Raw genomic sequence first — 25,369 nt, forward strand, 5'->3', positions numbered from 1 at the left:
GCCGATAACATGGCTGTCGATGCATCACCTTCCATTTGCCCCACCCAGCTCGACAGCCGGATCGAGCGCAGGCCTGGACGCGCAGCGCTGTTACCAAGCCATGGCCGACAAGGATGCGGCGTGGGATGGGCTTTTTTTCACCGGGGTGACCTCCACCGGCATTTATTGCCGCCCAGTTTGCCGGGTGAGACTGCCCCGCCCAGCCAACTGCCGCTTTTTTGAAACAGCCGCTCAAGCCGAGGCACAAGGCTTCAGGCCCTGCCTGCGCTGCCGCCCAGAACTAGCCCCCGCTCGTCGCTTTTGGTCCACCACCGATGCCCAGGCGGTGCTGGCCGAAAGCGCGGCCCAACAGCTGCAATCGGCCATTCAGCAAGGCCTCAAGCCGCCGAGCATGGCGGCATTGGCGGCGCAGCTGGGCGTGAGCGACCGGCACTTGAGGCGTCTGTTTTTGCGCCATTGGCAGGTCTCGCCCCTGCAATTCCTGCAAACCCAAAGGCTGCTGCACGCCAAACAGTGGCTGCAAGACAGCCCCCTGTCGGTGGCCCATGTGGCGCGAGCCAGTGGCTTTGGCTCGGCCAGGAACCTTTACGCCGCATTTGCCCAGCACTACCAACTCAGCCCGGGGCAACTTCGAACCGCAAGCGCGCCGCTGCGCAAGGCACCCCAGCCCGGCACCGCCCTGGTTTTGCCCTACCGTCCGCCTTGTCAAATCGCCACGCTTTGGCAGTTTCTGCAAGACCGCAGCTTGAGCGGCATGGAAAGCTGGGAGGGCCAAGGCCCGCACGCCGTGTTGCGCAGGACGGTGCGCTGGCCCCATGCAAGCCACGCCACCACCGGCTGGCTGGAGCTGCGCTGGGACCGCACGCAAGCCGTGGTGCACCTGCGGGTCAGCGCCTCATTGGACCCCGTTTTGCCCCAAGTGGTGGCGCAGGTGCGGGACTGGCTGGACCTGGACGCCGAGCCCGCCCGCATCGCACAGGTCATTGGGCTTGATTTTCCGCAAGCCCTGGGCCAACGTCTGCCCGGCTGCCTGGATGGTTTTGAGCTGGCCGTGCGGGCCATTTTGGGTCAACAAATCAGCGTCAAAGCCGCCCGCACGTTGGGCCAGAGGCTGGTCAACACCCTGGGCGAGCCCTGCAACACCCCCTGGCCCGAGCTGAACCGCACGTTTCCCAGCCCGGCCACTTTGGCGCGCGAAGAAAATGCCGCACTCATGGGCAGCCTGGGCTTGGTGCGGCAACGTCAAAGAGCCATACAGGCCCTGGCGCAGGCGGTCGAATCGGACAGCCTGGACCTCAGCCGCCGCGCGCAGCTCGAGCCCACCTTGCAGGCGCTCATGGCCTTGCCGGGCATCGGCCCCTGGACGGCCCACTACATCGCCATGCGCGCCCTGCGCTGGGCAGACGCCTGGCCCGTGCAGGACGTGGCCTTGCAAACCGCCTTGGGGGTGCGTCAGCACCCGCGCCCCACCCAAGCCCTGGAAGTTTTGGGCCAAGCCTGGCGGCCCTGCCGCAGCTATGCCCTGATCGCGGCCTGGCAGCGCTTGGCCCCTCAACCCGAGCCCTCCGATCACCCCGAGCCCCACAACCAGAACCACAACCACCCCGCACCATGACACCCCTGTTGACCCAACAATGGAACAGCCCCTTGGGGCCGATGACCCTGGCCGCCTCAGACCTGGGCCTGTGCGGCGTCTGGTTTGAAGGCCAGCGGCATGGCCCCAGCGATGAACGCCTGCGCGGCTGGACAAGCGTCACCGCACACCCGCTGCTGCAAGACGCCAGCGCGCAATTGCAGGCCTATTTCACGGGCGATTTGAACCGCTTTGATCTGCCGCTGGACCTGTCGGCAGGCACCGCATTCCAGCAATCGGTTTGGCAGGCTTTGCTGGCCATCCCGTCTGGCCACAGCCAAAGTTATGGCGACCTGGCCCGGCAACTGAACAACCCCAAGGCTGTTCGGGCGGTGGGCGCGGCCGTGGGGCGCAACCCGGTGAGTATCATCGTGCCCTGTCACCGCATCCTGGGCGGCGGTGGCCAACTCACGGGCTATGCAGGCGGGCTGTGGCGCAAACAGGCGCTGCTCAAACTGGAAGGCCACCCCATCGCCCTGCCCTCCTCTGATTCCCTCTTTCCTGAATGACCACTTCTCACGCCAAAGGCTGGCTGGCCGACTTTCTGATTCTGTCGGCCATCTGGGGCTCGTCCTTTTTGTTCATGCGCATGGCGGCCGTCGAATTAGGTGCCTTGCCCACCGCCGCCATTCGGGTGGCCATTGCCGCTGCTTTTTTGCTGCCCATCATGCTGGCCAAAGGGCATTGGGCTCAGCTGCGCCGTCATTGGAAACCCGTGCTGTTTGTGGGCGCACTCAACAGCGGCATTCCGTTTGCCCTGTATTCCTTTGCGGTCATGCACATCACCACGGGTTTTTCATCCATCTTGAACGCCACTGTGCCTTTGTTTGGCGCAGTGGTGGCCTGGCTCTGGCTGGGCGACAAGCCCAGCCTGTCACGCACCGTGGGTCTGGCCATCGGCTTTGGCGGCGTGGTGCTGCTGGCCGGTGGGCAGGCCAGCTTCAAGCCCAACGCCTCGGGCATAGCGCCCGCATGGGCGGTGCTCGCTTGTCTGGCGGCCACCACCTGCTATGCGCTGTCGGCCAGCTTCACCAAAAAGCACATCCCCAGCCTGCCCCCGCTGGTCACCGCCACCGGCAGCCAGATCGGGGCCACCTTGGCTTTGCTGTTGCCAGCGCTGTGGTTTCATCCCGACCAATGGCCCAGCGCCTCGGTCTGGTGGTCCTTGATCATCGTGGGTGTGCTGTGCACCGGCGTGGCCTACATCCTGTATTTCAGACTCATCGAAGTGGCGGGGCCAGCACGCGCTTTGACGGTCACGTTTTTGGTGCCCGTCTTTGCCATCGCTTACGGCGTGCTGTTTCTGGGCGAAACCGTCACCGCCTGGATGCTGCTGTGCGGCGCGGTGATTTTGCTGGGCACATCGCTGTCCAGCGGGCTGGTCAAACTGCCTGGACGTTGAGCGGGCAGCCATGCATTTGTAGGTCGGCGGCTTCAGCCCCGACATGTGACCTTCGCAAAACCAGCAACGTCGGACTCTGCGAGTACCGACGGGGAATTCGGCATTTTGTCGGCGCGAAGACCCGGGGCGTTTTGTAGGTCGGCGGCTTCAGCCACGACATGAGCTTTCGCAGAAACCAACAATGTCGGAGCTGAAGCTCCGACCTACGGGGCGTGGCGTGTGGCCTGGGGCTTCGAGCCTGACATGAACATTTTCACGGGCTGTACGCGCTGCACATCGCGGGCGCGCAACTGGCCGCAGCCGCCGTCCACGTCCTGCCCGGCTGACTGGCGCAGTTTGGTCAGCACGCCGCGCTGGTGCAGGGTGCGGGCGATGTCGGCGGCGCGTTCCCAACTCGGCCTGGCATAGGGCAAGTCGGGCACCGCGTTGTAGGGGATCATGTTCATCAGCGCGTATTTGCCTTTCAGCAAACGCACGATGCCTTCGATTTCTTCGGCACTGTCGTTGACGCCTTCGATCAAGGTCCATTGGTACTGGATCGGGTAACCGGTGGCGCGGGCATAAATCTCACCCGCTTCCACCAAATCTTGCGGGTCAAAACGCGGGGCTCGCGGCAGCAGCTGCTCTCGAAGATCGGCACGCGTGGTGTGCAGCGACAAAGCCAAGGCAGGCTTGACGCGGCCTTGCGGCAAACGCTCGAACACGCGTGCATCGCCCACGGTGGAAAACACCAGATTCTTGTGCCCGATGTTGCCCACCGTGCCCAGCAGGTCGATGGCGTCCATCACCGCATCCAGGTTGTGCGAAGGCTCGCCCATGCCCATGAACACCACTTTTTTGACGGGCCTGAGCGTGCGGGCCAAAGCCACCTGCGCCACGATCTCGGCACTGCCCACCTGGCGAATCAGGCCCTCACGGCCGGTCATGCAAAACACACAGCCCACCGCGCAACCGACCTGGCTGGAGACACACAGGCCATCGCGCGGCAGCAAGACGCTTTCCACCGTCTGGCCGTCTTGCAGACCCACCAGGAAGCGGGCCGAGCCGTCTTGAGCCGGGTGCTGTTCGCGCAAGTTGACCAAGGCTGCGAGGGCCTCACTCAAGACAGGCAGTGCCTCACGCACCGCCGTGGGCATGAAGCTCTCCAGCGGCCTGCGCCCACTGTTTTGCGGTTTGGCTTGCGCCCACAAACGCAGCACACGCTGCTCGTGCAAGGCGTTGGCGCCCAGGGCACGCAAATGGTCCCGAATGTCCTGAATGCTGTGAAATTTCATCAGTAATGCGGCGGAATCTCGTCACGCAAATTGCGCACTTCAGCGCCACCGCCCGACTCGGGCAGGCGTTCGCGCATCTGGCGCAGTTCCTGAATGAGCGCGTCAATTTGTTGTTGCTGGCGGTACACCTGCGCATTGAGCTGGTCCAGCAGGTCTTCGGTAAAGCCCGCCTTGATTTCCAGATCAACCAGGCGGTTTTCAATAGGGGTTGGAATGTCCATGGGCTGTATTGGACATGATTTTTGATGCACGCGGACAAGATGCCAACCACGTTGGCGCTGAAGCAGCAGAACGAGAGGGCTTCGATTTGGAAGGCCGGCACAGAAGCGCACAGACGATCAGCCTTGAGTGAGAGTCGGGCTCAATTTCATTGACAGTGCGTTCTCCAACACAGACTGCCAGCAAATTGATACAATCAAAAAATCGCCGAGTTAACTGAACTACTTGCAGGGCGATTCATAAATTCTGCTAAAGCGTTCGCCAGGCTCCGGGTTTTCAGGGTCGGCAACGCCGACAAACCATTGAAAACAGGAGCCTTTTTTATGTCCAACGACTTCCTCTTCACCTCCGAATCCGTCTCGGAAGGCCATCCCGACAAAGTTGCAGATCAGATTTCTGACGCAATCCTTGACGCCATCTTTGAACAAGACCCCCGCAGCCGCGTGGCCGCCGAAACCCTGACCAACACCGGTCTGGTAGTCTTGGCCGGTGAGATCACCACCAACGCGCACGTCGACTACATCCAGGTCGCCCGCGACACCATCAAGCGCATCGGCTACGACAACACCGATTACGGCATCGACTACAAGGGTTGCGCGGTCATGGTTTGCTACGACAAGCAATCCAACGACATCGCCCAAGGCGTGGACCATGCCTCTGACGACCACCTCAACATCGGCGCGGGCGACCAAGGCCTGATGTTCGGCTACGCCTGCAGCGAAACGCCCGAGCTGATGCCCGCCCCCATTTTTTACGCCCACCGCTTGGTCGAGCGCCAGGCCCAGCTGCGCAAAGACGGCCGCCTGCCATTTTTGCGGCCCGATGCCAAGAGCCAGGTGACCATGCGTTACGTGGACGGCAAGCCCCACAGCATCGACACCGTGGTGCTGTCCACCCAGCACAGCCCCGACCAGTCGGAAACATCGACCAAGATGAAGGCCAGCTTCACCGAAGCCATCATCGAAGAGATCATCAAGCCCGTGCTGCCCAAAGAGTGGCTGCAAGACACCAAGTACCTGATCAACCCCACCGGCCGTTTCGTCATTGGCGGCCCCCAGGGCGATTGCGGTTTGACTGGTCGCAAGATCATTGTGGACACCTACGGCGGTGCCTGCCCCCACGGCGGTGGTGCCTTCTCTGGCAAAGACCCGTCCAAGGTGGACCGCTCGGCCGCCTACGCAGCCCGCTATGTGGCCAAGAACATTGTGGCCGCAGGCTTGGCCACCCAGTGCCAGGTGCAGGTGGCCTACGCGATTGGCGTGGCACGTCCCATGAACATCACCGTCAACACCGCCGGAACGGGTGTTATTTCAGACGACAAATTGTCCGCCTTGGTGGCTGAGCACTTTGACCTGCGCCCCAAAGGCATCATCCAGATGCTGGACCTGCTGCGCCCAATCTACAGCAAGACCGCAGCGTATGGCCACTTTGGCCGTGACGAGCCCGACTTCACTTGGGAACGCACCGACCGTGCTGCTGCACTGAAGGGCGCTGCAGGCCTTTGATTCCAGCCTGCCAGCACTGGGTCAGACTCAAGCCACCCGGCATGATACGGGTGGCTTTTTTTATGCAGGATTGCCCGCTGGAGGGCATTCCAACGCTTCTTTAAAAAGCGCTAAAACGGGGCTTGCAGGGTCAAAACCATGTTTGGGGGAATGCGATCTAGATCCCAAAAAACCCCGCCAAGACTTGCATCGATCAGCATGGGGGCGTTCTCTCAGGTGTCCGGGGGGCAAACCGGGGAACGTTCCCCGTTTTTTCAGATTTTGCCCCGGTTGTTCCCCGCTTTGTTCCCCCGTTTGGTTTGGCTGTCAACGAACGCTAATGAACGTCCTTGCACTGCAAACACTTGATTTCCCAAAGAAAAAGGGCGTTTACTGAAACTCAGTAAACGCCCTTGAGCTTGCATATGGTGGAGCTGGGGGGATTTGAACCCCCGTCCATAAGTCTTTTTCGTACAGTTCTACATGTGTAGTCGTCTGATTTGAGTCTCGCCAAATGAACCGCGCAGCGACACGCTGAACACCCAGCCAGCACCCTTTTTTCTCACACCACCTCAAGGTACCCGAGGTGATGCCAGCCCATATGTTTTACCTTGCAGCCAGGACTTTGAGGGGTTTAACCCCCTCATCACCCTAACCCAGCCTATCGGCCAACTGTTGCAAGGCTCACCGGATTAAGCGGCGAGTGCGAAACGTTCGTCGTTTGCAGTTAGTTTTTTTTCCGAAGATTAACGAGGATCAGAACCTCGACATGCCCTGCCACGCGTCCGAACCCATGTCGAAACCAGTGCAGCCCCTGAACGTTCTATTTTAGGCGCTCTTGAGGGATTTCAAGAGGTCCATCGGAGAATCAATGTGCAAATGGGCATTCCAGCGCGAAATATCGGTCTGTTGGCCCAAATAACCGTAAGTGGCTGCCACCGTGCCCATGCCTGCGGCCAAACCCGCCACGATGTCACGCTCATCGTCGCCCACATACACGCACCGGGCCGGATCGATGGCCAAACGCCTTGCGGCTTCGAAAAGAGGTTCGGGATGCGGTTTGGCGTGTGGGGTAGTGTTGCCGCTGACGATGGTCCCGGCCGTAGCGAACAAAGGCATGGCCGATGTGAGCGGATCGGTGAATCTGCTGGATTTGTTGGTCACCACACCCCAGGGCATGCCTTGCGCCACCAAACTCGCAATCAGCTCAACCACGCCATCAAAAATGCGGGTGCGCTCAGTCATGCAGCGCTCATAGTTGACGAAGAACTCTTCCTTCATCGCCTCAAAGTCGGCGTGATCGGGTGTCATGTCAAAGCCAATGCCCAACATGCCTCGGGCACCCGCACCAGCCATGTGGCGGTAGTGGTCCAAGGGAAAAGAAGACAAACCACGGTCAACCCGCATTTTGTCTACCGCTGCGCCCAAATCAGGGGCACTGTCAATCAAGGTTCCGTCCAAATCAAACAAGACGGCTTGTACGTTGTGGAACATGTTCAGGCTTTCCTGCACGCCAGCAAATAGTTGACACTGGTGTCTTGACTGAGCCAATAGCGCTTGGTGAAGGGGTTGTATTCCATGCCTTTGAAGCCTTGGGCGTCCAGCCCTGCTTCACGCGCCCAAGATGTGAGTTCGCTGGGCTTGATCAGGCGGGCAAACTCATGCGTGCCCTTGGGCAAGAGTTTGAGGATGTACTCGGCACCGACGATGGCAAACAGAAAGGATTTGGGATTTCGGTTGAGTGTGGAAAAGAACACCCAGCCCCCAGGCTTGACCATTTGGGCGCAGGCCTTGACCACCGAGGCCGGATCCGGGACGTGTTCCAGCATTTCCATGCAGGTGACCACATCAAATTGCTGGGGTTTTTCTGCGGCCAAAGCTTCAGCACTGACTTCGCGGTACTGCACGCCTTGCGTGCCCGCTTCGAGGGCATGCAATTGGGCCACTTTGAGGGATTTGGTGGCCAAATCAATGCCCAAAACCTCTGCCCCTTTGCGGGCCATGGCGTCGGCCAAAATGCCGCCACCACAACCGACATCCACCACTTTCAATCCCGTGAGTGGCACCAAGCCGTGAATCCACTCCAAACGCAAGGGGTTGATTTGATGTAAGGGACGGAATTCGCTTTCGGGGTCCCACCAGCGGTGGGCGAGGTCTGAAAACTTGGCCAATTCGGCCGGATCAACATTGGATGAGCTTGGATTCATGGGCTGGATTGTCGGTTAAAGCACAGCACTCAGAAAATTTGAGGCAAAAAAAAGCCCCATTGCTGGGGCTTTTGGGCAATCCAGAGAGGATTACTTGTTGGCGCGGGTGCCGACCACTTCGATTTCAACGCGGCGGTTTTTAGCGCGGCCAGCAGAAGTCTTGTTGTCAGCCACAGGCTGCTTCTCGCCTTTGCCTTCGGTGTAAACGCGGTTCTTTTCGATGCCTTTGGACACCAAATAGGCCTTCACAGCGTCAGAGCGCTTGACCGACAGCTTCTGGTTGTAAGCGTCAGAACCCACGGAGTCGGTGTGACCGACAGCGATGATGACTTCCAGGTTCACGCCTTTGACTTTACCAACCAAGTCGTCGAGCTTGGCTTTGCCTTCAGCTTTCAACACGGCTTTGTCGAAGTCAAAGAACGCGTCAGCAGCGTAAGTCACTTTGGTCGCAGCAGCAGGCGCAGGAGCGGGTGCTGGTGCTGGTTTTGGAGCGGGTGCTGGAGCAGCCACTGGAGCTGGAGCTGGTGCAGGAGCGGGAGCAGGCGCTGGTGCAGCTTTAGGAGCCACGATGGCACCGTCGCAACCGACAGCAGCTGTAGCAGGTGTCCAGTTGGCATCGCGCCAGCACAGTTCGTTGGTGCCGTTTTTCCACACCAAGTCGCCGGAGCCGTTGCGCCAGTTGTCAACGGTTTGAGCGCCGGCTGCGGTTGCGAGAGCTGCGGAGGCAAACAACATCGCCACTTTGTTGAGTTTCTTCATGGTCTTCCTCTTGAGGGATAAAGCCGCAGACTCGCTGCGTAAAAATGACACAGCAAATGACCGTCACTTACTGCGTTGACATTTATTGTGCCATAGACGGCGGTGACTTCTGTCAAATGCTGAACAGACGATAAAAGCATTCGTTGAAAACACTGACAAATGTTGCAACGAAGCTACACTCGCATGCACTTAAAATGAGTGGTTTACACCGCGTTACTTTTCTTCCTACATATGACCCAGTTCGCCAAAGAAACACTGCCCATCAGTCTGGAAGAGGAAATGCGGCGCAGCTACCTCGATTACGCCATGAGCGTGATCGTGGGTCGCGCCCTGCCCGATGCGCGCGATGGCCTGAAACCCGTGCACCGCCGTGTGTTGTTTGCGATGCACGAGCTGAACAACGACTGGAACCGTCCGTATAAAAAGTCGGCCCGTATCGTGGGTGACGTGATTGGTAAGTACCACCCTCACGGTGACCAGTCGGTATACGACACCATCGTGCGAATGGCACAAGACTTTTCCATGCGCCACATGCTGGTGGACGGCCAGGGGAACTTTGGCTCGGTCGACGGCGACAACGCGGCGGCGATGCGTTACACCGAAATCCGCTTGGCCAAGATTGCCCATGAGATGTTGGCCGACATCGACAAGGAAACCGTGGACTTCGGGCCCAACTACGACGGCTCCGAAAAAGAACCCCTGGTCTTGCCTTCGCGACTGCCCAATTTGCTGATCAATGGCTCAGGCGGCATCGCTGTGGGCATGGCCACCAACATCCCGCCGCACAACTTGAACGAGGTGGTGGACGCTTGCTTGCATTTGCTGCGCAACCCCGAAGCATCCATCGACGAACTGATGGAAATCGTGCCCGCGCCGGATTTCCCCACGGGCGCCATCATTTACGGCATGACCGGCGTCAAGGATGGCTACCGCACCGGCCGCGGCCGCGTTGTGATGCGAGCCAAATGCCACTTTGAAGACATCGACAAAGGCCAACGCCAGTGCATCGTGGTTGACGAACTGCCTTACCAGGTCAACAAAAAGACCCTGCAAGAGCGCATGGCCGAACTGGTGCACGAAAAGAAAATCGAGGACATCAGCCACATCCAGGATGAGTCCGACAAGTCGGGCATGCGTTTGGTGATCGAGCTCAAGCGCGGCGCAGTGCCCGAAGTGGTGCTGAACAACCTGTACAAACAGACGCAGCTCCAAGACACCTTTGGCATGAACATGGTGGCCCTGATCGACGGCCAACCCAAGCTGTGTAACCTGAAGGACCTGATCCAGGTCTTCTTGCAGCACCGCCGCGAAGTGGTGACACGCCGCACGGTGTTCGAGCTGCGCAAAGCACGTGACCGTGGCCATGTGCTCGAAGGCCTGGCCGTGGCTTTGGCCAATATTGACGACTTCATTGCCATCATCCGCAATGCGCCCACACCACCCGTGGCCAAAGCCGAGCTGATGACCCGCTCTTGGGACAGCCAGATGGTACGCACCATGCTGACGCGTGCCCGTGACGATGGCTCCGTGGTCAATGCCGACGACTACCGCCCCGAAGGACTCGATCGCGGATACGGCATGGGTCAAGACGGCCTGTACCGCCTGTCAGACACGCAAGCGCAAGAGATTTTGCAGATGCGCCTGCAGCGCCTGACCGGTCTGGAGCAAGACAAGATCGTGGCCGAGTACAAAGAGGTCATGTCCGAAATTGAAGACCTGTTGGACATCCTGGCCAAGCCCGAACGCGTGTCCACCATCATTGGTGACGAGCTGGGCACCGTGCGCCAAGAATTTGGCCAGACCAAAATTGGCGCTCGCCGCAGCGAGATCGAGCACAGTGCGCAAGACCTGTCTACCGAGGACCTGATCACGCCCACTGACATGGTGGTCACGCTCAGCCACAGCGGTTACATCAAGAGCCAGCCTTTGAGTGAATACCGCGCCCAAAAGCGCGGCGGTCGTGGCAAACAAGCGGCCGCCACCAAAGAAGACGACTGGATAGACCAGCTCTTCATCGCCAACACACACGACTACCTGCTGTGTTTCTCCAACCGTGGCCGTCTGTATTGGCTCAAGGTCTGGGAAGTACCGGCCGGCTCACGCGGCTCACGCGGTCGCCCCATCGTCAACATGTTCCCGCTGCAAGAAGGCGAGAAAATCAACGTCGTGCTGGCCCTGACCGGTGCAGCACGCACCTTCCCCGACAACCAATATGTGTTCATGGCCACCTCCATGGGCACGGTCAAGAAGACATCGCTGGACGAATTCAGCAACCCGCGCAAAGGCGGCATCATCGCCGTCAATTTGGACGAGGGTGACTTCTTGATTGGCGCTGCCCTCACAGACGGGCAGCACGACGTGATGCTGTTCAGCGACGGTGGCAAGGCCGTGCGTTTTGACGAAAACGATGTGCGCCCGCTGGGCCGCAGTGCACGCGGCGTGCGCGGCATGATGATCGAAGACCACCAAAGCGTGATCGCCATGCTGGTGTCGGAACAAGAAAACCCCGACACCCCCGCCGATGAAGCCAAAGCCCGCGCCAGTGTGCTCACGGCCACCGAAAACGGCTACGGCAAACGCACCAGCATCACCGAATACACACGCCACGGTCGTGGCACCAAAGGCATGATCGCGATCCAGCAATCCGAGCGCAACGGCAAAGTGGTTGCCGCCACCTTGGTGCATGCCGACGACGAGATCATGCTGATCACCGACACCGGCGTTTTGGTGCGCACCCGCGTGTCCGAAATCCGGGAACTGGGCCGCGCCACACAAGGTGTGACCCTGATTGGTCTGGACGCCGGTGCCAAGCTGTCAGGCCTGCAACGCATTGTGGAAAACGACGCGAATGCCAGCGATGGTGAAAGTGACAGCACCAACACTTCTGATGACAACACACCCGCAGCGGAATAAGGCATGAGTCGCGCTTTCAATTTTTCGGCCGGTCCGGCCGTCATGCCCGAAGAGGTCTTGCAACAAGCCTCGTCCGACATGTTGGACTGGCACGGCTCGGGCATGAGCGTGATGGAGATGAGCCATCGTGGCAAGGAGTTCATCAGCATTTACGAGCAGGCCGAAGCGGACCTGCGTGAACTGTTGGCCGTGCCCGCCCATTTCAAGATTTTGTTCATGCAAGGCGGTGGCCTGGCTGAAAACGCCATCGTGCCCCTGAACCTGTCGCAAGGCGGGGCCATGGACTTTGTGCTCACGGGCAGCTGGAGCCAAAAGTCGCTCAAAGAAGCGGGCAAATACGGCACCGCCCGCGTGGCGGCCTCGGCGCAAGCCGACGGCTTCACCACCCTGCCCGCGCCAGCCACTTGGCAAATTGGCTCGGACAGCCGCTATGTGCACATTTGCGGCAACGAAACCATCCACGGCGTTGAGTTTCATGAACTGCCCGACCTCAAAGCCTTGGGGTGTGACGCCCCGCTGGTGGTGGATTTTTCGTCGCATGTGGCCTCCCGCCCTGTGGACTGGTCCCGTGTGGGTTTGGCTTTTGGTGGTGCACAAAAGAACCTCGGCCCCGCAGGCCTGACTTTGGTCATCGTGCGCGAAGACCTGATCGGCCACGCCCTGCCCCATTGCCCCAGCGCCTTCGACTACAAACTGGTGGCCGACAACCAGTCGATGTACAACACGCCGCCCACCTACAGCATCTACATCGCCGGGCTGGTGTTCCAGTGGCTCAAGAAAAACGGCGGCATTGCCGCCATGGAACAGCGCAACATCGCCAAGGCCCAGCTGCTGTATGACTTTCTCGACAGCTCCAGCCTGTTCGAAAACCGTGTTGCCCAAGACTGCCGCTCACGCATGAATGTGCCCTTCTTCTTGCGCGACGAATCGCGCAACGACGCCTTTCTGGCCGGGGCCAAAGCCGCCAATTTGTTGCAGCTCAAGGGCCACAAATCAGTCGGTGGCATGCGGGCCAGCATCTACAACGCCATGCCGATCGAAGGCGTGCAGGCCTTGGTGGCTTACATGCGCGAATTTGAAAAAACACAGGCTTGAAGTTTTCTCCCGAAACAGGCCGCCAGAAAGTAGAAGAGACATGAGCCAACAACCCATTCAGTCGGATGCCTTGGGCGCTTTGCGTGTGCAAATTGACGCGCTGGACAAACAGCTGCTGAGCCTGCTCAACCAACGTGCCCATGTGGCCGAACAAGTCGGCGAAATCAAACGCGCCGAAGGCTCGCCCTTCTTTCGCCCCGACCGCGTGGCCCAGGTCATCGACAAGATCACCCACGCCAACCCCGGCCCGCTCAAAAACGAGCATGTGGCCTCTATTTGGCGCGAGATCATGTCGGCCTGCTTGGCCTTGGAAGCCCCGCAACGCGTGGCGGTGCTCGGCCCGCAGGGCACGTTTTGTGAACAGGCGGCCATCGAGTTTTTTGGCAGCGCGGCCAACCTGATTTACTACGCTAACTTCGACGAAGTCTTCCACGCCACCGCAGCGGGCACCGCCCAATACGGCGTGGTCGGCATGGAGAACTCCACCGAAGGTGTGGTCGCGCGGTCGCTCGATTTGTTCTTGCGCTCGCCCGTGCATGTGGTGGGCGAAGTCAGCCTGCAGGTGCGCTTCAATTTGCTGCGTCAACTCAACTCCGACGCGGGCATTGAGGTGGTGATGGCCCACCCGCAAGCGCTGGCCCAGTGCCAGGGTTGGTTGTCCAAACACTTGCCGCATGTGGAGCGCCGCGCCGTGTCGAGCAACGCCGAAGGCGCGCGCTTGGCCGCCACCAACCCGGCTTGGGCCGCTTTGGCCAGCGAACGCGCAGCCAGCCAGTTTGGCCTGCACATCGTGCACCACGCCATCCAGGACGAAGCGTTCAACCGCACACGCTTTGCCGTGATCAGTTTGCCCCAAACCCTGGCCACGCCACCGGCTTCGGGCAAGGACTGCACCAGCTTGGTGGTGTCGGTGCCCAACCGCCCCGGTGCCGTGCACGACTTGTTGGTGCCGCTCAAAAACAATGGCGTGTCCATGACGCGTTTTGAGTCGCGCCCCGCCAAATCCGGTCAGTGGGAGTATTACTTCTACATCGACCTGCAAGGTCACATCAGCGAGCCGCATGTGGCGGCGGCCTTACAAGAGCTGCAAGGCCTGTGCGCGTTCTACAAGGTGCTGGGTTCTTACCCCGTTCCTGAATGACCCCCGAGTGAGCGCACAGTGAAGTTCCAACGCCTGGCCCTGATTGGCTGCGGCCTGATGGGCGGCTCGTTTGCGCTCGCCCTGCGCCAAGCGGGCCTGGTGCAGCACATCACCGGTTTCAGCGCCTCCGAAAAAACACGCCAACGCGCCCTTGAGTTGGGTGTCATCGACCAAGCCTGCAGCAGCGTGGCCGAGGCGGTGCAAGGTGCGGATTTGGTCTTGCTGGCCGTGCCTGTGGGCGCCATGCACAGCAGCTTTGCTGCATTGCGAGACGCCCTGTCCCCCAACGCCTTGCTGATGGACGTGGGCTCCACCAAATGCGATGTGATCGCAGCAGCGCAGGCCGCTTTGGGCGAACGCCTCAATTGCTTGGTACCTGCCCATCCGATTGCGGGCAAAGAAGTGGCCGGCATCGAGCATGCCGAAGGCACGCTTTACCAAGCGCGCCGCACCATCCTCACGCCATTGCCACACAACAGCATCCACCAAATCAAAACGGCGAGCGAGGTCTGGACCGCCATCGGCAGCCATGTGAGCCACATGACGCCCGAGGTGCACGACGCCACCTTTGCGGCCGTCAGCCACCTGCCCCACCTGTTGGCCTTTGCAGCCGTCAATGCCCTTACCGCACAACCGCAAGGCGCTGCGTTTTTGGAGATGGCAGGCCCGGGCTTTCGAGACTTTTCACGCATCGCCGCCAGCGACCCGTCCGTCTGGCGCGACATCCTGAGCGCCAACCGGGCCGAAGTGCTCACGCAGATGGCGCACTTTCGCGCTGCACTCGACCAATTTGAAAACACCTTGAAGCAAGGCGACACCGCCGCGCTGCAACAGTTGATTGAACAAGCCAGCGATGTGCGCTCGGCTTGGACCTTGCAAGCGGGCAACGCTTGCAGCAAAGTTTCTGAAAACCCTTAAATGTTCTCCACCCCTTTTCTCGACCTCCCTGCGCTGCAAGGCGCGTCCGGCACTGTCACCCTGCCCGGCTCCAAAAGCATCTCGAACCGCGTGCTGCTGCTCTCGGCCCTGTGCCAAGGCACCACCGTGGTCCACGACCTGCTGGACTCGGACGACACCCGCGTCATGCTGGCCGCGCTGCGCCAACTGGGCTGCGGCGTGAAGGTGCAAGGCACAACAGTGACCATCACGGGCCTCGGTGGCCGTACCTGGCCCAGTGAAGCCATTGAATTTTTCATGGGCAACGCGGGCACGGCCATGCGCCCGCTCACTGCTGCGCTGGCCGTTCAGGGCGGCGACTTCACGCTCAAGGGCGTGCCCCGAATGCACGAGCGCCCCATTGGGGACCTGGTGGACGCCCTGCGCGAGTTGGGCTGCGCCATCGACTACCTGGGCAACGAGGGCTACCCGCCGCTGCGCGTACGCCAACCAACACTGCAGCTGGACAAACCCATCCCCGTTCGTGGCGATGTGTCCAGCCAGTTCCTCACGGCGCTGCTGATGGCCTTGCCGCTGGCAGCGCAGGACCGCGCCATCACCATCGAGGTGGTGGGCGAACTCATCAGCAAGCCTTACATCGAGATCACGCTCAACCTGCTGGCGCGTTACGGCATTGCCGTGGAGCGCCAAGGCTGGGAACGTTTTGTCATCCCGGCGGGCAGCCGCTACCAGTCGCCCGGCAGCATCCACGTCGAAGCCGATGCCTCTTCGGCCAGCTACTTCATCGCGCTCGGTGCCATCGCCCAAGGCAGCGGCATCCGCATCCAGGGCGTTGGGGCCGACTCGATTCAGGGCGACATCCGCTTCATGGATGCCGCAGCGCAAATGGGTGCCAAGATCACCAGCGGCCCCAACTGGCTGGAGATTCAGCGCGGGGCCTGGCCGCTCAAAGGCATCACGCTGGACTGCAACCACATCCCGGACGCCGCCATGACGCTGGCCGTGATGGCGCTCTATGCCGACGGCCCCACCACGCTGCGCAACATCGCCAGCTGGCGCGTGAAAGAAACCGACCGCATTGCGGCCATGGCCAACGAAAGCCGCAAGCTCGGTGCCACCGTCGAAGAAGGCCCGGACTGGATCACCATCCACCCCCTGCCTGCGGACCAGTGGCAACGCGCCAGCATCCACACCTACGACGACCACCGCGTGGCCATGTGCTTCTCTCTGGCAGCGTTCAACGCCGACCAAGTGCCTGTGCGCATCGAAGACCCCAAGTGCGTCGCCAAGACCTTCCCGGACTACTTTGAAGCCCTGTTCTCGGTGGCGCACACAGCCGCACAAAACATCCCGGTGATCTGCATCGACGGCCCCACGGCCTCGGGCAAAGGCACGCTGGCCAGCCGCGTGGCCGCTCAGCTGGGCTACCACTACTTGGACTCGGGCGCGCTCTACCGCGTCACGGCCCATGCCGCTTTGCAAGCAGGCCTGACGCTCGAAGCCGCCGACGAAGCCAAGATCGCCGAGCTTGCCCGCAGCCTGCCCGTGCGCTTTGAAGGCGAGCAAGTGCTGCTGAACAACGTGGACGTGACCGATGCGATCCGCAGCGAGCAAGGCGGCATGAACGCCTCCAAAGTCTCTGTCTTGCCAGCGGTGCGCCAAGCGCTGATCGACCTGCAACACAGTTTTCAGCGCCTGCCTGGCCTCTTGGCCGACGGCCGTGACATGGGCACGGTGATCTTTCCAGAAGCCGCGTTGAAGGTGTTTTTGACCGCCAGCGCTACCCAAAGGGCTGAAAGACGGCATAAGCAATTGATTTTTAAGGGTTTTTCGGCTAATATCGACGCTCTTCGCGCTGACTTGGAAGCACGCGACGCCCGGGACATGTCCCGCAGCGTGGCGCCTCTGAAGCCCGCACAAGATGCCTTGCAACTGGACAACTCGTCCTTGACCATCGAAGCCTCGGTGGAACAAGTGATGGTCTGGTGGCAAAGTCGGCAGGTTTTTGGTTGATCGACACAAATTGATCCACTGACAACAGCCACCCCAGCCCGCCGAGTGCAGGCTGACCTGAAGTTCCACCCGGCTCTCCTCGTGCAGCTTGCACACTGGCCAGGTGGTTTTTGACAAACCAACCGCGGCTCACACCGCACAACCAACCGCCACAGTCAGCTCCTGGAAACGACGCATTCCGCGCTCGTCAGTCCTGTTTGTGGATGAGGAAATCACATGTCTGAATCTTTTGCCGCCCTCTTTGAGGAATCCCTGCAACGTACCGAAATGCGCCCTGGTGAAGTCATCACCGCTGAAGTGGTGCGCATCGAACACAACTTCGTGGTCGTCAACGCTGGTCTCAAGTCCGAGTCCTACGTGCCCCTCGAAGAGTTCAAGAACGACCAGGGTGAAGTCGAAGTCCAGGTCGGCGACTTTGTCTCGGTGGCCATTGGCTCCATCGAAAACGGTTACGGCGACACCATCTTGTCGCGCGACACCGCCAAGCGTTTGGCTTCCTGGATGTCTTTGGAAAAAGCCCTGGAATCCGGCGAATTCGTCACTGGCGTGACCAGCGGCAAAGTCAAGGGTGGCCTGACCGTGTTGGTCAACGGCATCCGCGCTTTCTTGCCCGGCTCTTTGGTCGACACACGTCCTACCAAAGACCTGTCACCCTATGAGAACAAGACCCTGGAATTCAAGGTCATCAAGCTCGACCGCAAGCGCAACAACGTCGTGTTGTCACGCCGCGCTGTGGTGGAAGCCTCCATGGGCGAAGAGCGTGCCAAGCTGATGGAAACATTGCGCGAAGGCTCCATCGTTCACGGTGTGGTCAAGAACATCACCGAATACGGTGCGTTCGTGGACTTGGGCGGCATCGACGGCTTGCTGCACATCACCGACATGGCATGGCGCCGTGTCCGTCACCCCTCCGAAGTGGTCACGGCCGGTCAAGAAATCACCGCCAAGATCCTCAAGTTCGACACCGAGAAAAACCGCGTGTCCTTGGGTCTGAAGCAAATGGGCGACGACCCATGGATGGGCGTGAACCGCCGCTACCCACAAAGCACCCGCATGTTCGGCAAGATCACCAACATCGCCGACTACGGCGCGTTTGTGGAACTCGAGCCAGGCATCGAAGGCTTGGTGCACGTGTCCGAGATGGACTGGACCAACAAGAACGTGGCTCCTTCCAAGATCGTTGCCTTGGGTGACGAAGTCGAAGTCATGGTCCTCGAGATCGACGAAGACAAGCGCCGCATCAGCTTGGGCATGAAGCAGTGCCGCGCCAACCCATGGCAAGAGTTTGCTCAAAACACCAAGCGCGGCGATCGCGTCAAAGGCCCGATCAAGTCGATCACCGACTTCGGCGTGTTCGTGGGCTTGGCTGCCGGCATCGACGGCTTGGTGCACTTGTCTGACCTGTCTTGGAACGAAACCGGCGAAAACGCCGTGCGCGAATTCAAGAAGGGTCAAGAAGTCGAGGCGTTGGTCTTGGCTGTGGACGTGGACCGCGAGCGCATCAGCTTGGGCATCAAACAGCTCGACTCCGATCCTTTCACCACCTTTGTGTCGATCAACGACAAAGGCCAGATCGTCACCGGCAAGGTCAAGACTGTGGATGCCAAGGGCGCTGAAATCGACCTGGGCGAAGACATCGTGGGTTACCTGCGCGTGTCCGAAATCTCGCGTGACCGCGTGGAAGACGCCAGCCACGTGCTCAAAGTCGGTGACGAAGTCACTGCCGTCGTGGTGAACGTGGACCGCAAGACCCGCAACATCCAGTTGTCGATCAAGGCCAAAGACCAAGCTGACCAACAAGAAGCCATGGCGAACTTGTCTCAGCAGTCGTCACGCGAAAACGCGGGCACTACCAGCCTGGGCGCTTTGTTGCGTGCCAAGTTGGACAACAACTGAAGTGAAAGCTGAGCGTTGAGCGTTTGACGTTGAGCGACAAGCCGGGTTTTCCGGCTTGTTCAGCTCAACGCACAACCCCCAACGCTCAACATCCAACGCACATGACCCGCTCCGATCTGGTTGAAGAACTTGCTGCACGATTTGCGCAGCTGACCCACCGTGACGCCGAACTGGCGGTCAAAACGGTGCTCGAAGCCATGAGCGATGCCCTGGTCAAAGGCCACCGCATCGAAATTCGCGGTTTTGGAAGCTTTTCCATCAATCGCCGTCCACCTCGCATTGGCCGCAACCCTCGCTCTGGGGAAAGTGTGCACATACCCGAAAAACGGGTCCCTCACTTCAAGCCAGGCAAAGCCTTGAGAGAAGCCGTGGATGCAGGCACTTTGGCTGCCGCACAAACCAACCCCAAGACCCATGCCTGAGGCCCAAGGCCCAGCCACACACCAATACCGAGGGCTAGGGCTTGTTCGTGGTTTTGCTGGCCACTGAAATTGCGCCATTAGAATGGTTTCAGCTTCCAAGGTCGAATCATGAAACGTCTGCTCCGGCTGCTTCAGTGGCTACTGAAGGCGGCTGTTTTTTTTACCCTCTTTGCTTTTGCGCTGAACAACCAGCAAGAAACGCGCGTGAATTTCTTTTTTGGCACCCATTGGTCTGCGCCCACCGTGCTGGTGGTTTTGTCAGCCTTCACTCTGGGTGTGGTGGTTGGCGTTTTGGGCATGGTGCCACGCTGGTGGCGTGAACGGCAAGCCGTGAAACACCGACTTAAACCCGCCAGCGATGCGGTATCACCCCCACAGGAGGCCCCACGTGGAGTTTGACCTGACCTGGATTTTGCTGGGTTTACCCGCGGCTTTTGCATTGGGGTGGATCGCTTCTCGTTTGGACTTGCGCCAGATGCGCATTGCCAACCGCCAAGCCCCTCGCGCTTATTTCAAGGGCTTGAATTACTTGCTCAATGAACAGCAAGACCAAGCCATCGACGCCTTCATTGAAGCCGTACAAAACGACCCGGACACCTCGGAATTGCATTTTGCATTGGGCAATTTGTTTCGCCGCCGTGGCGAATACGACCGAGCCGTCAGGGTCCACGAACACCTGCTGCAACGCGCCGACATCAGCACTGCAGACCGTCAAAGAGCGCAACATGGTTTGGCACTTGATTATTTGAAAGCCGGCTTGCTGGACCGCGCTGAAGAGGCGCTGCGCAAGCTGGAAGGCACCTCTTACGAAGGGCAAGCCAGGCTGGCACGCATGGCCATTTACGAACGATCACGCGAGTGGCCTGAAGCTGCGGCCGTGGCACGCTTGCTTGAAAAATCAGGCGAATCCAACTTTGGCATTCGTTTGGCCCATTACCAATGTGAGCAAGCGCGAGAAGCGGTACAAAAAGGAGACAGTGCCAAAGCCCTGGCCCTGCTGGCACAAAGCCTGAAAGAACAATCCGAAGCGGCGCGGCCTCGAATTTTGCAAGGGCAATTGCTTCTGAGCCAAGGGCAGGCTGTGCCCGCCTATGCCAGCTTGGCCGTGTTGTTTGAGCGCAATGACACAGCGGCCCCATTGGCAGCGGCCAGCTTGGCGCAAGCTGCTCTGGCCTGTGGCCAAACAGACGAGGCCCTGGCCCTGCTCCAAGCCCACTACCAGCGCAAGCCCTGTATTGACGTGCTGGATGCCATGATGACTTTGAGCCCCAGCGACTCACTCACCGACCCCGTGGCACAAGCCAAGGTGATGCAGCGCTACTTGGATCATCTGCAAAAATACCCTTCTTTGATGGCAGCCAGTCGCTGGCTGAATGGCGTCCAAAACAGTGACCATGCCTTGCCGGCACCGGTGCAAAAAGCACTGGAACACGCCACCAAACCCCTGGCCCGTTACCGCTGTGCGGCCTGTGGTTTTGAAGCCAAAGAGCACTTTTGGCATTGCCCTGGATGCCAGGCTTGGGACAGCTACCCCCCCAGACGGATCGAAGAACTCTAGCCCTGCGAGGCTGACAAGGGGTTTACCCTGTTTTCAAAATAGCATTTAAGTTCTCAAAATAAAGATCTGCAAATTTTTGCAGTGAACCAAAGGGGAATAGACATGCTGAGGAAAATTGCAGGGGTATTTCTGGCATTCAGCTTTGCGGGACTGAGTTGGGCACAACAAATTGACTTGAACAAAGCCACCGAAGTCGAGCTCGACGCCCTGAAAGGCGTGGGGCCGGTCCTCACCAAGGCAGTGATGGACGAGCGCAAAAAGGCCGCGTTCAAGGACTGGGAAGATGCCACCAGCCGGGTCAAAGGATTAGGCCCTCAAAAGGCCAGCAGCTTGTCTGAGCAAGGTGTGCGGGTGCAAGGCAGTGCATACAAGGTCAAAGTGGCTGATCAAAAGCCTGCCCCCAACAAGGACGTGAGCGCCGACAAGGCAGCGGCCAAACCCGCCAAACCGGCAGCAGCAGATGCCAGCGGCAAACCCGCGCCCGCGAAAAACTGAAAACTGCCACACCCGGCCTGCCGAATCGGCCCAATCGGTCAATTCGGCAGGCATGACCGGCCTACAGACGGTCGGTCGTACAACTTATTGATCCGGCCCTGTGAAGTTCGAAGTGCAAGGCTTGCCTTGGGGACAGTGATCAGCGATGGGGGCATTGTGGGAGCCCCGCCCTCGGGGCGATTCTTGGTGGTCTGCGGGGCTTTATCGCGACGAGGGCGTCGCTCCCACAAAAAAGCGTTCATGCAAACTTCACCTGGCCGGATCAATTGCCGCTGCCTAGGCCTTGCCAAACCCGCCGCCGCCGGGCGTGTGGATCTCAAACACATCGCCCGCCTGCATCTCCACCTGGCCAATGTGCGCCAGCTCTTGCACGCTCCCGTCGCTGCGCACCACGCGGTTGATGCCCGGCAAGCCACTGTGACCGCCTGCCATACCAAACGCGGGGTGGACACGCCCATTGGACAAAATGCCCGCCGTCATCGGCTCCAAAAAGCGCACGCGGCGCACACCGCCATCACCGCCATGCCAGCGACCCGCGCCGCCTGATCCCTGGCGGATGGCATAACTTTCCAGCCGGACCGGAAAGCGGAACTCCAGCACCTCGGGGTCCGTCAGGCGTGAATTGGTCATGTGGGTTTGCACCACCGAGGTGCCGTCAAAACCCCCCACCAGTTGGCCTTGCGCATCAAAGCGCCCACCCGCACCGCTGCCGCCTGAGATGGTTTCGTAATACTGCACCCGCGCATTGCCAAAGGTGAAGTTGTTCATGGTGGGCTGGCTGCCTGCCATCACGCCCAAAGCGCCAAACAGCGCGTTGGTGATGCAGGTCGAGGTTTCTACATTGCCCGCCACCACCGAAGCCGGGGGATTGGGATTGAGCATGGAGCCTTGAGGAATGATGACCTTGAGCGGCTTCAAGCAGCCAGCGTTCAGCGGGATGTCGTCGTCCACCAAACTGCGGAACACGTAGAGCACGGCCGCCATGCACACCGCCCGGGGTGCGTTGAAGTTGTTGGGCAATTGGGCGCTGGTGCCGGTGAAGTCGATCTCGGCCGTGCGCTCAGCAGCGTTCACGCGCACCGCCACCTGGATCTGCGCACCGTTGTCCAAGGGGAAAGTGAAAGCGCCGTTTTTGAGGCGTGTGATGACACGGCGCACCGATTCTTCGGCGTTGTCCTGCACATGTCGCATGTAGGCCTGTACCACGTCCAAACCAAACTGATCGACCATGCGGCGCAGCTCCTGAACGCCTTTTTCGTTGGCGGCAATTTGCGCTTTCAGGTCGGCCATGTTTTGCGCCGGGTTGCGCGAAGGGTATTCACCGCTTTGCAGCAAGGTCACCATCTCGGCTTCGCGCAGATGGCCCGCCTCGACCAGCTTGACGTTGTTGATCTGCACGCCCTCTTCTTCGATGCGCGTGGAGAACGGCGGCATGGAGCCGGGTGTCAAGCCGCCCACATCGGCGTGGTGGCCGCGTGAGCCCACATAAAAGACCGGGGCGGCGTGGCCATCCAGGTACACCGGGGTGATGACCGTGATGTCGGGCAAGTGCGTGCCGCCGTGGTACGGGTCGTTCAGCACAAACACATCACCCGGCTGCATGCGTCCCTTGTTTTCGTGGATCACGGTCTGGATGCTCTCGCCCATGGAGCCCAGATGCACCGGCATGTGGGGTGCGTTGGCAATCAAATGGCCTTCGGCGCTGAACAGCGCACACGAAAAGTCCAGCCGCTCCTTGATGTTGACCGAGTAGGCCGTGTTTTGCAGCTGCAGCCCCATTTGCTCGGCGATGTTCATGAACAAGTTGTTGAACACCTCCAGCAGCACCGGGTCGGCCTGCGTGCCCGCCGCATGCTGTACCGCCCGCGCTTGCACGCGCACCAGCAACAAATGGTCGAAAGCAGTCAGCCGTGCCTGCCAACCGGGCTCCACCACCGTGGTGGCATTTTTCTCGGCAATGATGGCCGGGCCGTCGATCACATCGCCGGGGCGCATGTCTTCGCGCACCACCAATGCAGCCTCCTGCCACTCGGCCACGCCTTGTGCATTCGCGGCGTACACCCGCACCGTGTCGCGGCGCGGCACCTCGCGCTCAGCGTTCAGCACATGAACAGCCTCTTCGGGCGCATCGCCGGGCAGCACGGCCTCCACCGATACGGCCTCCACTACCAAAGCCTTGCCCTGCATCAAGAAGGCAAAGCGCTGGCGATACGCCGCCTCAAAACCCGCCACCAAGTGGTCCAAATCGCCCCAGGGCACGACCAGCGCCGAGTCGGTGCCTTCGTAGCGCAAATGCACGCGTTGGCGCAACTCGATGCGGTCGGCATGGGCCGCGTCCTGGCCCATTTGCGCCAGCAAGGCCAGGCGGGTGGATTCGCCCAAAGCTTGCAAGCGCTCGGCCATCAGGGGCATGGCGGCAGCTTCCAGTCGTCGCTCCACCGATTCTTCGCGCATCACGTTCTGGTCGGCCAAGCCCATGCCATAAGCCGACAACACACCCGCCAGCGGGTGCACCAACACCTGCGACATGCCCAAGGCATCGGCCACCAGACAGGCGTGCTGCCCACCCGCACCGCCAAAGCATTGCAAGGTGTAGCGCGTGACGTCGTAGCCCCGCGCCACCGAAATTTTCTTGATGGCATTGGCCATCTGCTGCACCGCGATCTGGATGAAACCATGCGCCACGTCTTCGGCAGCGCGGCCGGTTTGCGTGGCCAGTTTTGCAAAATGGCCATGCACCACCTCGGCGTCCAACGGCTGGTTCGCCTCCGGCCCAAACACCGAAGGGAAAAACTTCGGCTGCACCTTGCCCACCATCACGTTCGCATCGGTCACGGCCAGCGGCCCGCCCCGGCGGTAACTGGCTGGGCCGGGATTGGCCCCCGCGCTTTGCGGGCCCACCCTGAAACGCGCACCGTCATAAGCCAGCAGCGAGCCACCACCCGCAGCCACGGTGTGGATGCTCATCATGGGCGCACGCATGCGCACACCCGCCACCTGGGTTTCAAACTCGCGTTCGAACTGCCCGGCAAAGTGCGACACATCGGTGGAGGTGCCACCCATGTCAAAACCAATCACCTTGTCGTGACCCGCCAGCTGGGCCGTACGCGCCATACCCACAATGCCACCCGCCGGGCCACTCAAAATCGCGTCTTTGCCCGCGAACACCTGCGCGTCTGTGAGGCCACCCGACGACTGCATGAACATCAGTTTCACGCCCGGCATCTCGCTCGCCACCTGGTCCACGTAGCGGCCCAAAATCGGTGACAAATACGCATCGACCACCGTGGTGTCGCCCCGACTGACCAGCTTCATCATCGGGCTGGTCTGGTGCGAAGTGCTGACCTGGGTGAAGCCCAGTTCTCGTGCCAGCCTCGCTGCCGCCTGCTCGTGCGCGGTGTGCCGCCAGCCGTGCATGAAGACCACCGCCACCGAGCGCACGCCTTGAGCAAAACTGTTCACCAATTGGGTGCGCAAATGCACCTCGTCGAGCGGCAACAACACCTCGCCGTCCACCGTCACCCGCTCCTGCGCCTCCACCACCGCGCTGTAGAGCAACTCGGGCAAGACGATCTGGCGGTCAAACAAACGCGGGCGGTTTTGGTAAGCGATGCGCAGCGCGTCGCCAAAGCCCTGTGTGGTCACCAGCAGCGTGGCCTCGCCCTTGCGCTCCAGCAGAGCGTTGGTGGCCACAGTGGTGCCCATCTTCACGCACTCGACTTGTTCAGGTGTGACGGGTTCTCCAGCTTTGAGGCCCAGCAAATGGCGAATGCCCGCCACCGCCGCGTCGCGGTATTGCTCGGGGTTTTCGCTCAGCAGTTTGTGCGTGACCAAAGTGCCGTCAGGCCGCTTGCCCACCACGTCGGTGAAGGTGCCGCCCCGGTCAATCCAAAACTGCCAACGGTTTTTGCCAGCGGGTGTGATGGTGGGTTCGTTCATAAGTCGCTCAACAATCAGAATA

At 60.3% G+C, this 25,369-nt stretch carries 20 protein-coding genes and 1 other RNA gene; 14 read left to right on the top strand and 7 right to left on the bottom strand.

What is annotated here, in order from left to right; genetic code table 11:
• The first annotated feature begins 19 nt into the window (after positions 1–19).
• The 3 genes from AMM41_RS06055 to AMM41_RS06065 are packed head-to-tail and all read left to right on the top strand — an operon-like array spanning position 20 to position 3,035.
• Complete coding sequence (locus AMM41_RS06055; RefSeq protein ID WP_089954518.1) at positions 20–1,615, top strand: Ada metal-binding domain-containing protein; 1,596 nt, start codon at positions 20–22, stop codon at positions 1,613–1,615.
• The gene (locus AMM41_RS06060) at positions 1,612–2,142 is read left to right on the top strand and encodes a methylated-DNA--[protein]-cysteine S-methyltransferase (protein ID WP_089954521.1); all 531 of its coding nucleotides are present in this window, start codon (positions 1,612–1,614) and stop codon (positions 2,140–2,142) included. Before AMM41_RS06055 ends, AMM41_RS06060 begins: the two co-directional genes overlap by 4 nt.
• The gene (locus AMM41_RS06065) at positions 2,139–3,035 is read left to right on the top strand and encodes a DMT family transporter (protein ID WP_089954524.1); all 897 of its coding nucleotides are present in this window, start codon (positions 2,139–2,141) and stop codon (positions 3,033–3,035) included. Before AMM41_RS06060 ends, AMM41_RS06065 begins: the two co-directional genes overlap by 4 nt.
• Positions 3,036–3,238: 203 nt before the next feature.
• On the opposite strand, the gene AMM41_RS06070 is transcribed toward AMM41_RS06065, so the two are convergent.
• Both AMM41_RS06070 and AMM41_RS06075 read right to left on the bottom strand, forming a co-directional pair.
• Positions 3,239–4,309 (bottom strand): RNA methyltransferase, encoded by a 1,071-nt coding sequence (locus AMM41_RS06070; RefSeq protein WP_089954528.1) that lies wholly within the window; start codon positions 4,307–4,309, stop codon positions 3,239–3,241.
• Positions 4,309–4,530 carry a SlyX family protein gene (locus tag AMM41_RS06075; RefSeq protein ID WP_053175127.1) on the bottom strand — a complete coding sequence of 74 codons (222 nt, stop codon included), beginning with the start codon at positions 4,528–4,530 and terminating at the stop codon, positions 4,309–4,311. Before AMM41_RS06075 ends, AMM41_RS06070 begins: the two co-directional genes overlap by 1 nt.
• A 321-nt stretch (positions 4,531–4,851) precedes the next feature.
• Here AMM41_RS06075 and metK point away from each other — a divergent pair, with 321 nt between their 5' ends.
• Positions 4,852–6,033 carry a methionine adenosyltransferase gene (gene metK, locus AMM41_RS06080; RefSeq protein ID WP_089954532.1) on the top strand — a complete coding sequence of 394 codons (1,182 nt, stop codon included), beginning with the start codon at positions 4,852–4,854 and terminating at the stop codon, positions 6,031–6,033.
• A gap of 405 nt (positions 6,034–6,438) precedes the next feature.
• Here the strand turns inward: metK and ssrA are convergent.
• The 4 genes from ssrA to ompA form a co-directional block, all read right to left on the bottom strand.
• Positions 6,439–6,827, bottom strand: a transfer-messenger RNA (tmRNA) gene (ssrA, locus tag AMM41_RS06085).
• A gap of 13 nt (positions 6,828–6,840) precedes the next feature.
• Positions 6,841–7,506: an HAD-IA family hydrolase gene (locus tag AMM41_RS06090; protein ID WP_089954536.1), complete on the bottom strand. Its 666-nt coding sequence runs from the start codon at positions 7,504–7,506 to the stop codon at positions 6,841–6,843.
• 2 nt (positions 7,507–7,508) lie between these two features.
• Positions 7,509–8,219, bottom strand: a complete 711-nt coding sequence (gene ubiG / locus AMM41_RS06095; RefSeq protein ID WP_089954540.1) for a bifunctional 2-polyprenyl-6-hydroxyphenol methylase/3-demethylubiquinol 3-O-methyltransferase UbiG — start codon at positions 8,217–8,219, stop codon at positions 7,509–7,511.
• Positions 8,220–8,309: 90 nt separating this feature from the next.
• Positions 8,310–8,978 (bottom strand): outer membrane protein OmpA, encoded by a 669-nt coding sequence (ompA, locus tag AMM41_RS06100; RefSeq protein WP_089954546.1) that lies wholly within the window; start codon positions 8,976–8,978, stop codon positions 8,310–8,312.
• 231 nt (positions 8,979–9,209) lie between these two features.
• Here ompA and gyrA point away from each other — a divergent pair, with 231 nt between their 5' ends.
• From gyrA to AMM41_RS06150, 10 genes are all read left to right on the top strand, one after another.
• The gene (gyrA, locus tag AMM41_RS06105; RefSeq protein ID WP_089954550.1) at positions 9,210–11,891 is read left to right on the top strand and encodes a DNA gyrase subunit A; all 2,682 of its coding nucleotides are present in this window, start codon (positions 9,210–9,212) and stop codon (positions 11,889–11,891) included.
• Between the two features lie 3 nt (positions 11,892–11,894).
• Positions 11,895–12,986 carry a 3-phosphoserine/phosphohydroxythreonine transaminase gene (gene serC, locus AMM41_RS06110; RefSeq protein WP_089954553.1) on the top strand — a complete coding sequence of 364 codons (1,092 nt, stop codon included), beginning with the start codon at positions 11,895–11,897 and terminating at the stop codon, positions 12,984–12,986.
• 40 nt (positions 12,987–13,026) lie between these two features.
• Entirely contained in the window at positions 13,027–14,127 is a 1,101-nt protein-coding gene (gene pheA, locus AMM41_RS06115; protein WP_089954559.1) for a prephenate dehydratase, read from the top strand.
• An 18-nt stretch (positions 14,128–14,145) separates the two neighbouring features.
• The gene (locus AMM41_RS06120) at positions 14,146–15,045 is read left to right on the top strand and encodes a prephenate dehydrogenase (protein WP_089954563.1); all 900 of its coding nucleotides are present in this window, start codon (positions 14,146–14,148) and stop codon (positions 15,043–15,045) included.
• Positions 15,046–17,037 (top strand): bifunctional 3-phosphoshikimate 1-carboxyvinyltransferase/cytidylate kinase, encoded by a 1,992-nt coding sequence (locus AMM41_RS06125; protein ID WP_089954567.1) that lies wholly within the window; start codon positions 15,046–15,048, stop codon positions 17,035–17,037.
• 216 nt (positions 17,038–17,253) lie between these two features.
• Positions 17,254–18,933 carry a 30S ribosomal protein S1 gene (rpsA, locus tag AMM41_RS06130; protein WP_089954570.1) on the top strand — a complete coding sequence of 560 codons (1,680 nt, stop codon included), beginning with the start codon at positions 17,254–17,256 and terminating at the stop codon, positions 18,931–18,933.
• A gap of 29 nt (positions 18,934–18,962) precedes the next feature.
• Positions 18,963–19,355, top strand: a complete 393-nt coding sequence (locus tag AMM41_RS06135) for an integration host factor subunit beta (protein WP_255350433.1) — start codon at positions 18,963–18,965, stop codon at positions 19,353–19,355.
• Positions 19,356–19,463: 108 nt separating this feature from the next.
• Complete coding sequence (locus AMM41_RS06140) at positions 19,464–19,754, top strand: lipopolysaccharide assembly protein LapA domain-containing protein (protein WP_089954575.1); 291 nt, start codon at positions 19,464–19,466, stop codon at positions 19,752–19,754.
• Positions 19,744–20,913 carry a lipopolysaccharide assembly protein LapB gene (lapB, locus tag AMM41_RS06145; RefSeq protein ID WP_089954583.1) on the top strand — a complete coding sequence of 390 codons (1,170 nt, stop codon included), beginning with the start codon at positions 19,744–19,746 and terminating at the stop codon, positions 20,911–20,913. The genes AMM41_RS06140 and lapB overlap by 11 nt, the downstream gene beginning before the upstream one ends.
• A gap of 102 nt (positions 20,914–21,015) precedes the next feature.
• Positions 21,016–21,408: a ComEA family DNA-binding protein gene (locus AMM41_RS06150; protein WP_089954585.1), complete on the top strand. Its 393-nt coding sequence runs from the start codon at positions 21,016–21,018 to the stop codon at positions 21,406–21,408.
• A 276-nt stretch (positions 21,409–21,684) separates the two neighbouring features.
• On the opposite strand, the gene AMM41_RS06155 is transcribed toward AMM41_RS06150, so the two are convergent.
• Entirely contained in the window at positions 21,685–25,347 is a 3,663-nt protein-coding gene (locus AMM41_RS06155; protein WP_089954588.1) for a hydantoinase B/oxoprolinase family protein, read from the bottom strand.
• Between the last annotated feature and the right edge of the window lie 22 nt (positions 25,348–25,369).

The organism is Limnohabitans sp. 2KL-3, assembly GCF_001269405.1.
Classification (GTDB): Bacteria; Pseudomonadota; Gammaproteobacteria; order Burkholderiales; family Burkholderiaceae_C; genus Limnohabitans_A.

Bases quoted from the DNA above. Each gene is read 5' to 3' on its own strand.
- AMM41_RS06140 (WP_089954575.1), top strand. From the start codon at position 19,464: ATGAAACGTCTGCTCCGGCTGCTTCAGTGGCTACTGAAGGCGGCTGTT.
- AMM41_RS06075 (WP_053175127.1), bottom strand. From the start codon at position 4,530: ATGGACATTCCAACCCCTATTGAAAACCGCCTGGTTGATCTGGAAATC.
- AMM41_RS06055 (WP_089954518.1), top strand. From the start codon at position 20: ATGCATCACCTTCCATTTGCCCCACCCAGCTCGACAGCCGGATCGAGC.
- AMM41_RS06065 (WP_089954524.1), top strand. From the start codon at position 2,139: ATGACCACTTCTCACGCCAAAGGCTGGCTGGCCGACTTTCTGATTCTG.
- AMM41_RS06060 (WP_089954521.1), top strand. From the start codon at position 1,612: ATGACACCCCTGTTGACCCAACAATGGAACAGCCCCTTGGGGCCGATG.
- AMM41_RS06070 (WP_089954528.1), bottom strand. From the start codon at position 4,309: ATGAAATTTCACAGCATTCAGGACATTCGGGACCATTTGCGTGCCCTG.
- AMM41_RS06125 (WP_089954567.1), top strand. From the start codon at position 15,046: ATGTTCTCCACCCCTTTTCTCGACCTCCCTGCGCTGCAAGGCGCGTCC.
- gyrA (WP_089954550.1), top strand. From the start codon at position 9,210: ATGACCCAGTTCGCCAAAGAAACACTGCCCATCAGTCTGGAAGAGGAA.
- ubiG (WP_089954540.1), bottom strand. From the start codon at position 8,219: ATGAATCCAAGCTCATCCAATGTTGATCCGGCCGAATTGGCCAAGTTT.
- rpsA (WP_089954570.1), top strand. From the start codon at position 17,254: ATGTCTGAATCTTTTGCCGCCCTCTTTGAGGAATCCCTGCAACGTACC.
- ompA (WP_089954546.1), bottom strand. From the start codon at position 8,978: ATGAAGAAACTCAACAAAGTGGCGATGTTGTTTGCCTCCGCAGCTCTC.
- metK (WP_089954532.1), top strand. From the start codon at position 4,852: ATGTCCAACGACTTCCTCTTCACCTCCGAATCCGTCTCGGAAGGCCAT.
- serC (WP_089954553.1), top strand. From the start codon at position 11,895: ATGAGTCGCGCTTTCAATTTTTCGGCCGGTCCGGCCGTCATGCCCGAA.
- AMM41_RS06150 (WP_089954585.1), top strand. From the start codon at position 21,016: ATGCTGAGGAAAATTGCAGGGGTATTTCTGGCATTCAGCTTTGCGGGA.
- pheA (WP_089954559.1), top strand. From the start codon at position 13,027: ATGAGCCAACAACCCATTCAGTCGGATGCCTTGGGCGCTTTGCGTGTG.
- AMM41_RS06090 (WP_089954536.1), bottom strand. From the start codon at position 7,506: ATGTTCCACAACGTACAAGCCGTCTTGTTTGATTTGGACGGAACCTTG.
- AMM41_RS06155 (WP_089954588.1), bottom strand. From the start codon at position 25,347: ATGAACGAACCCACCATCACACCCGCTGGCAAAAACCGTTGGCAGTTT.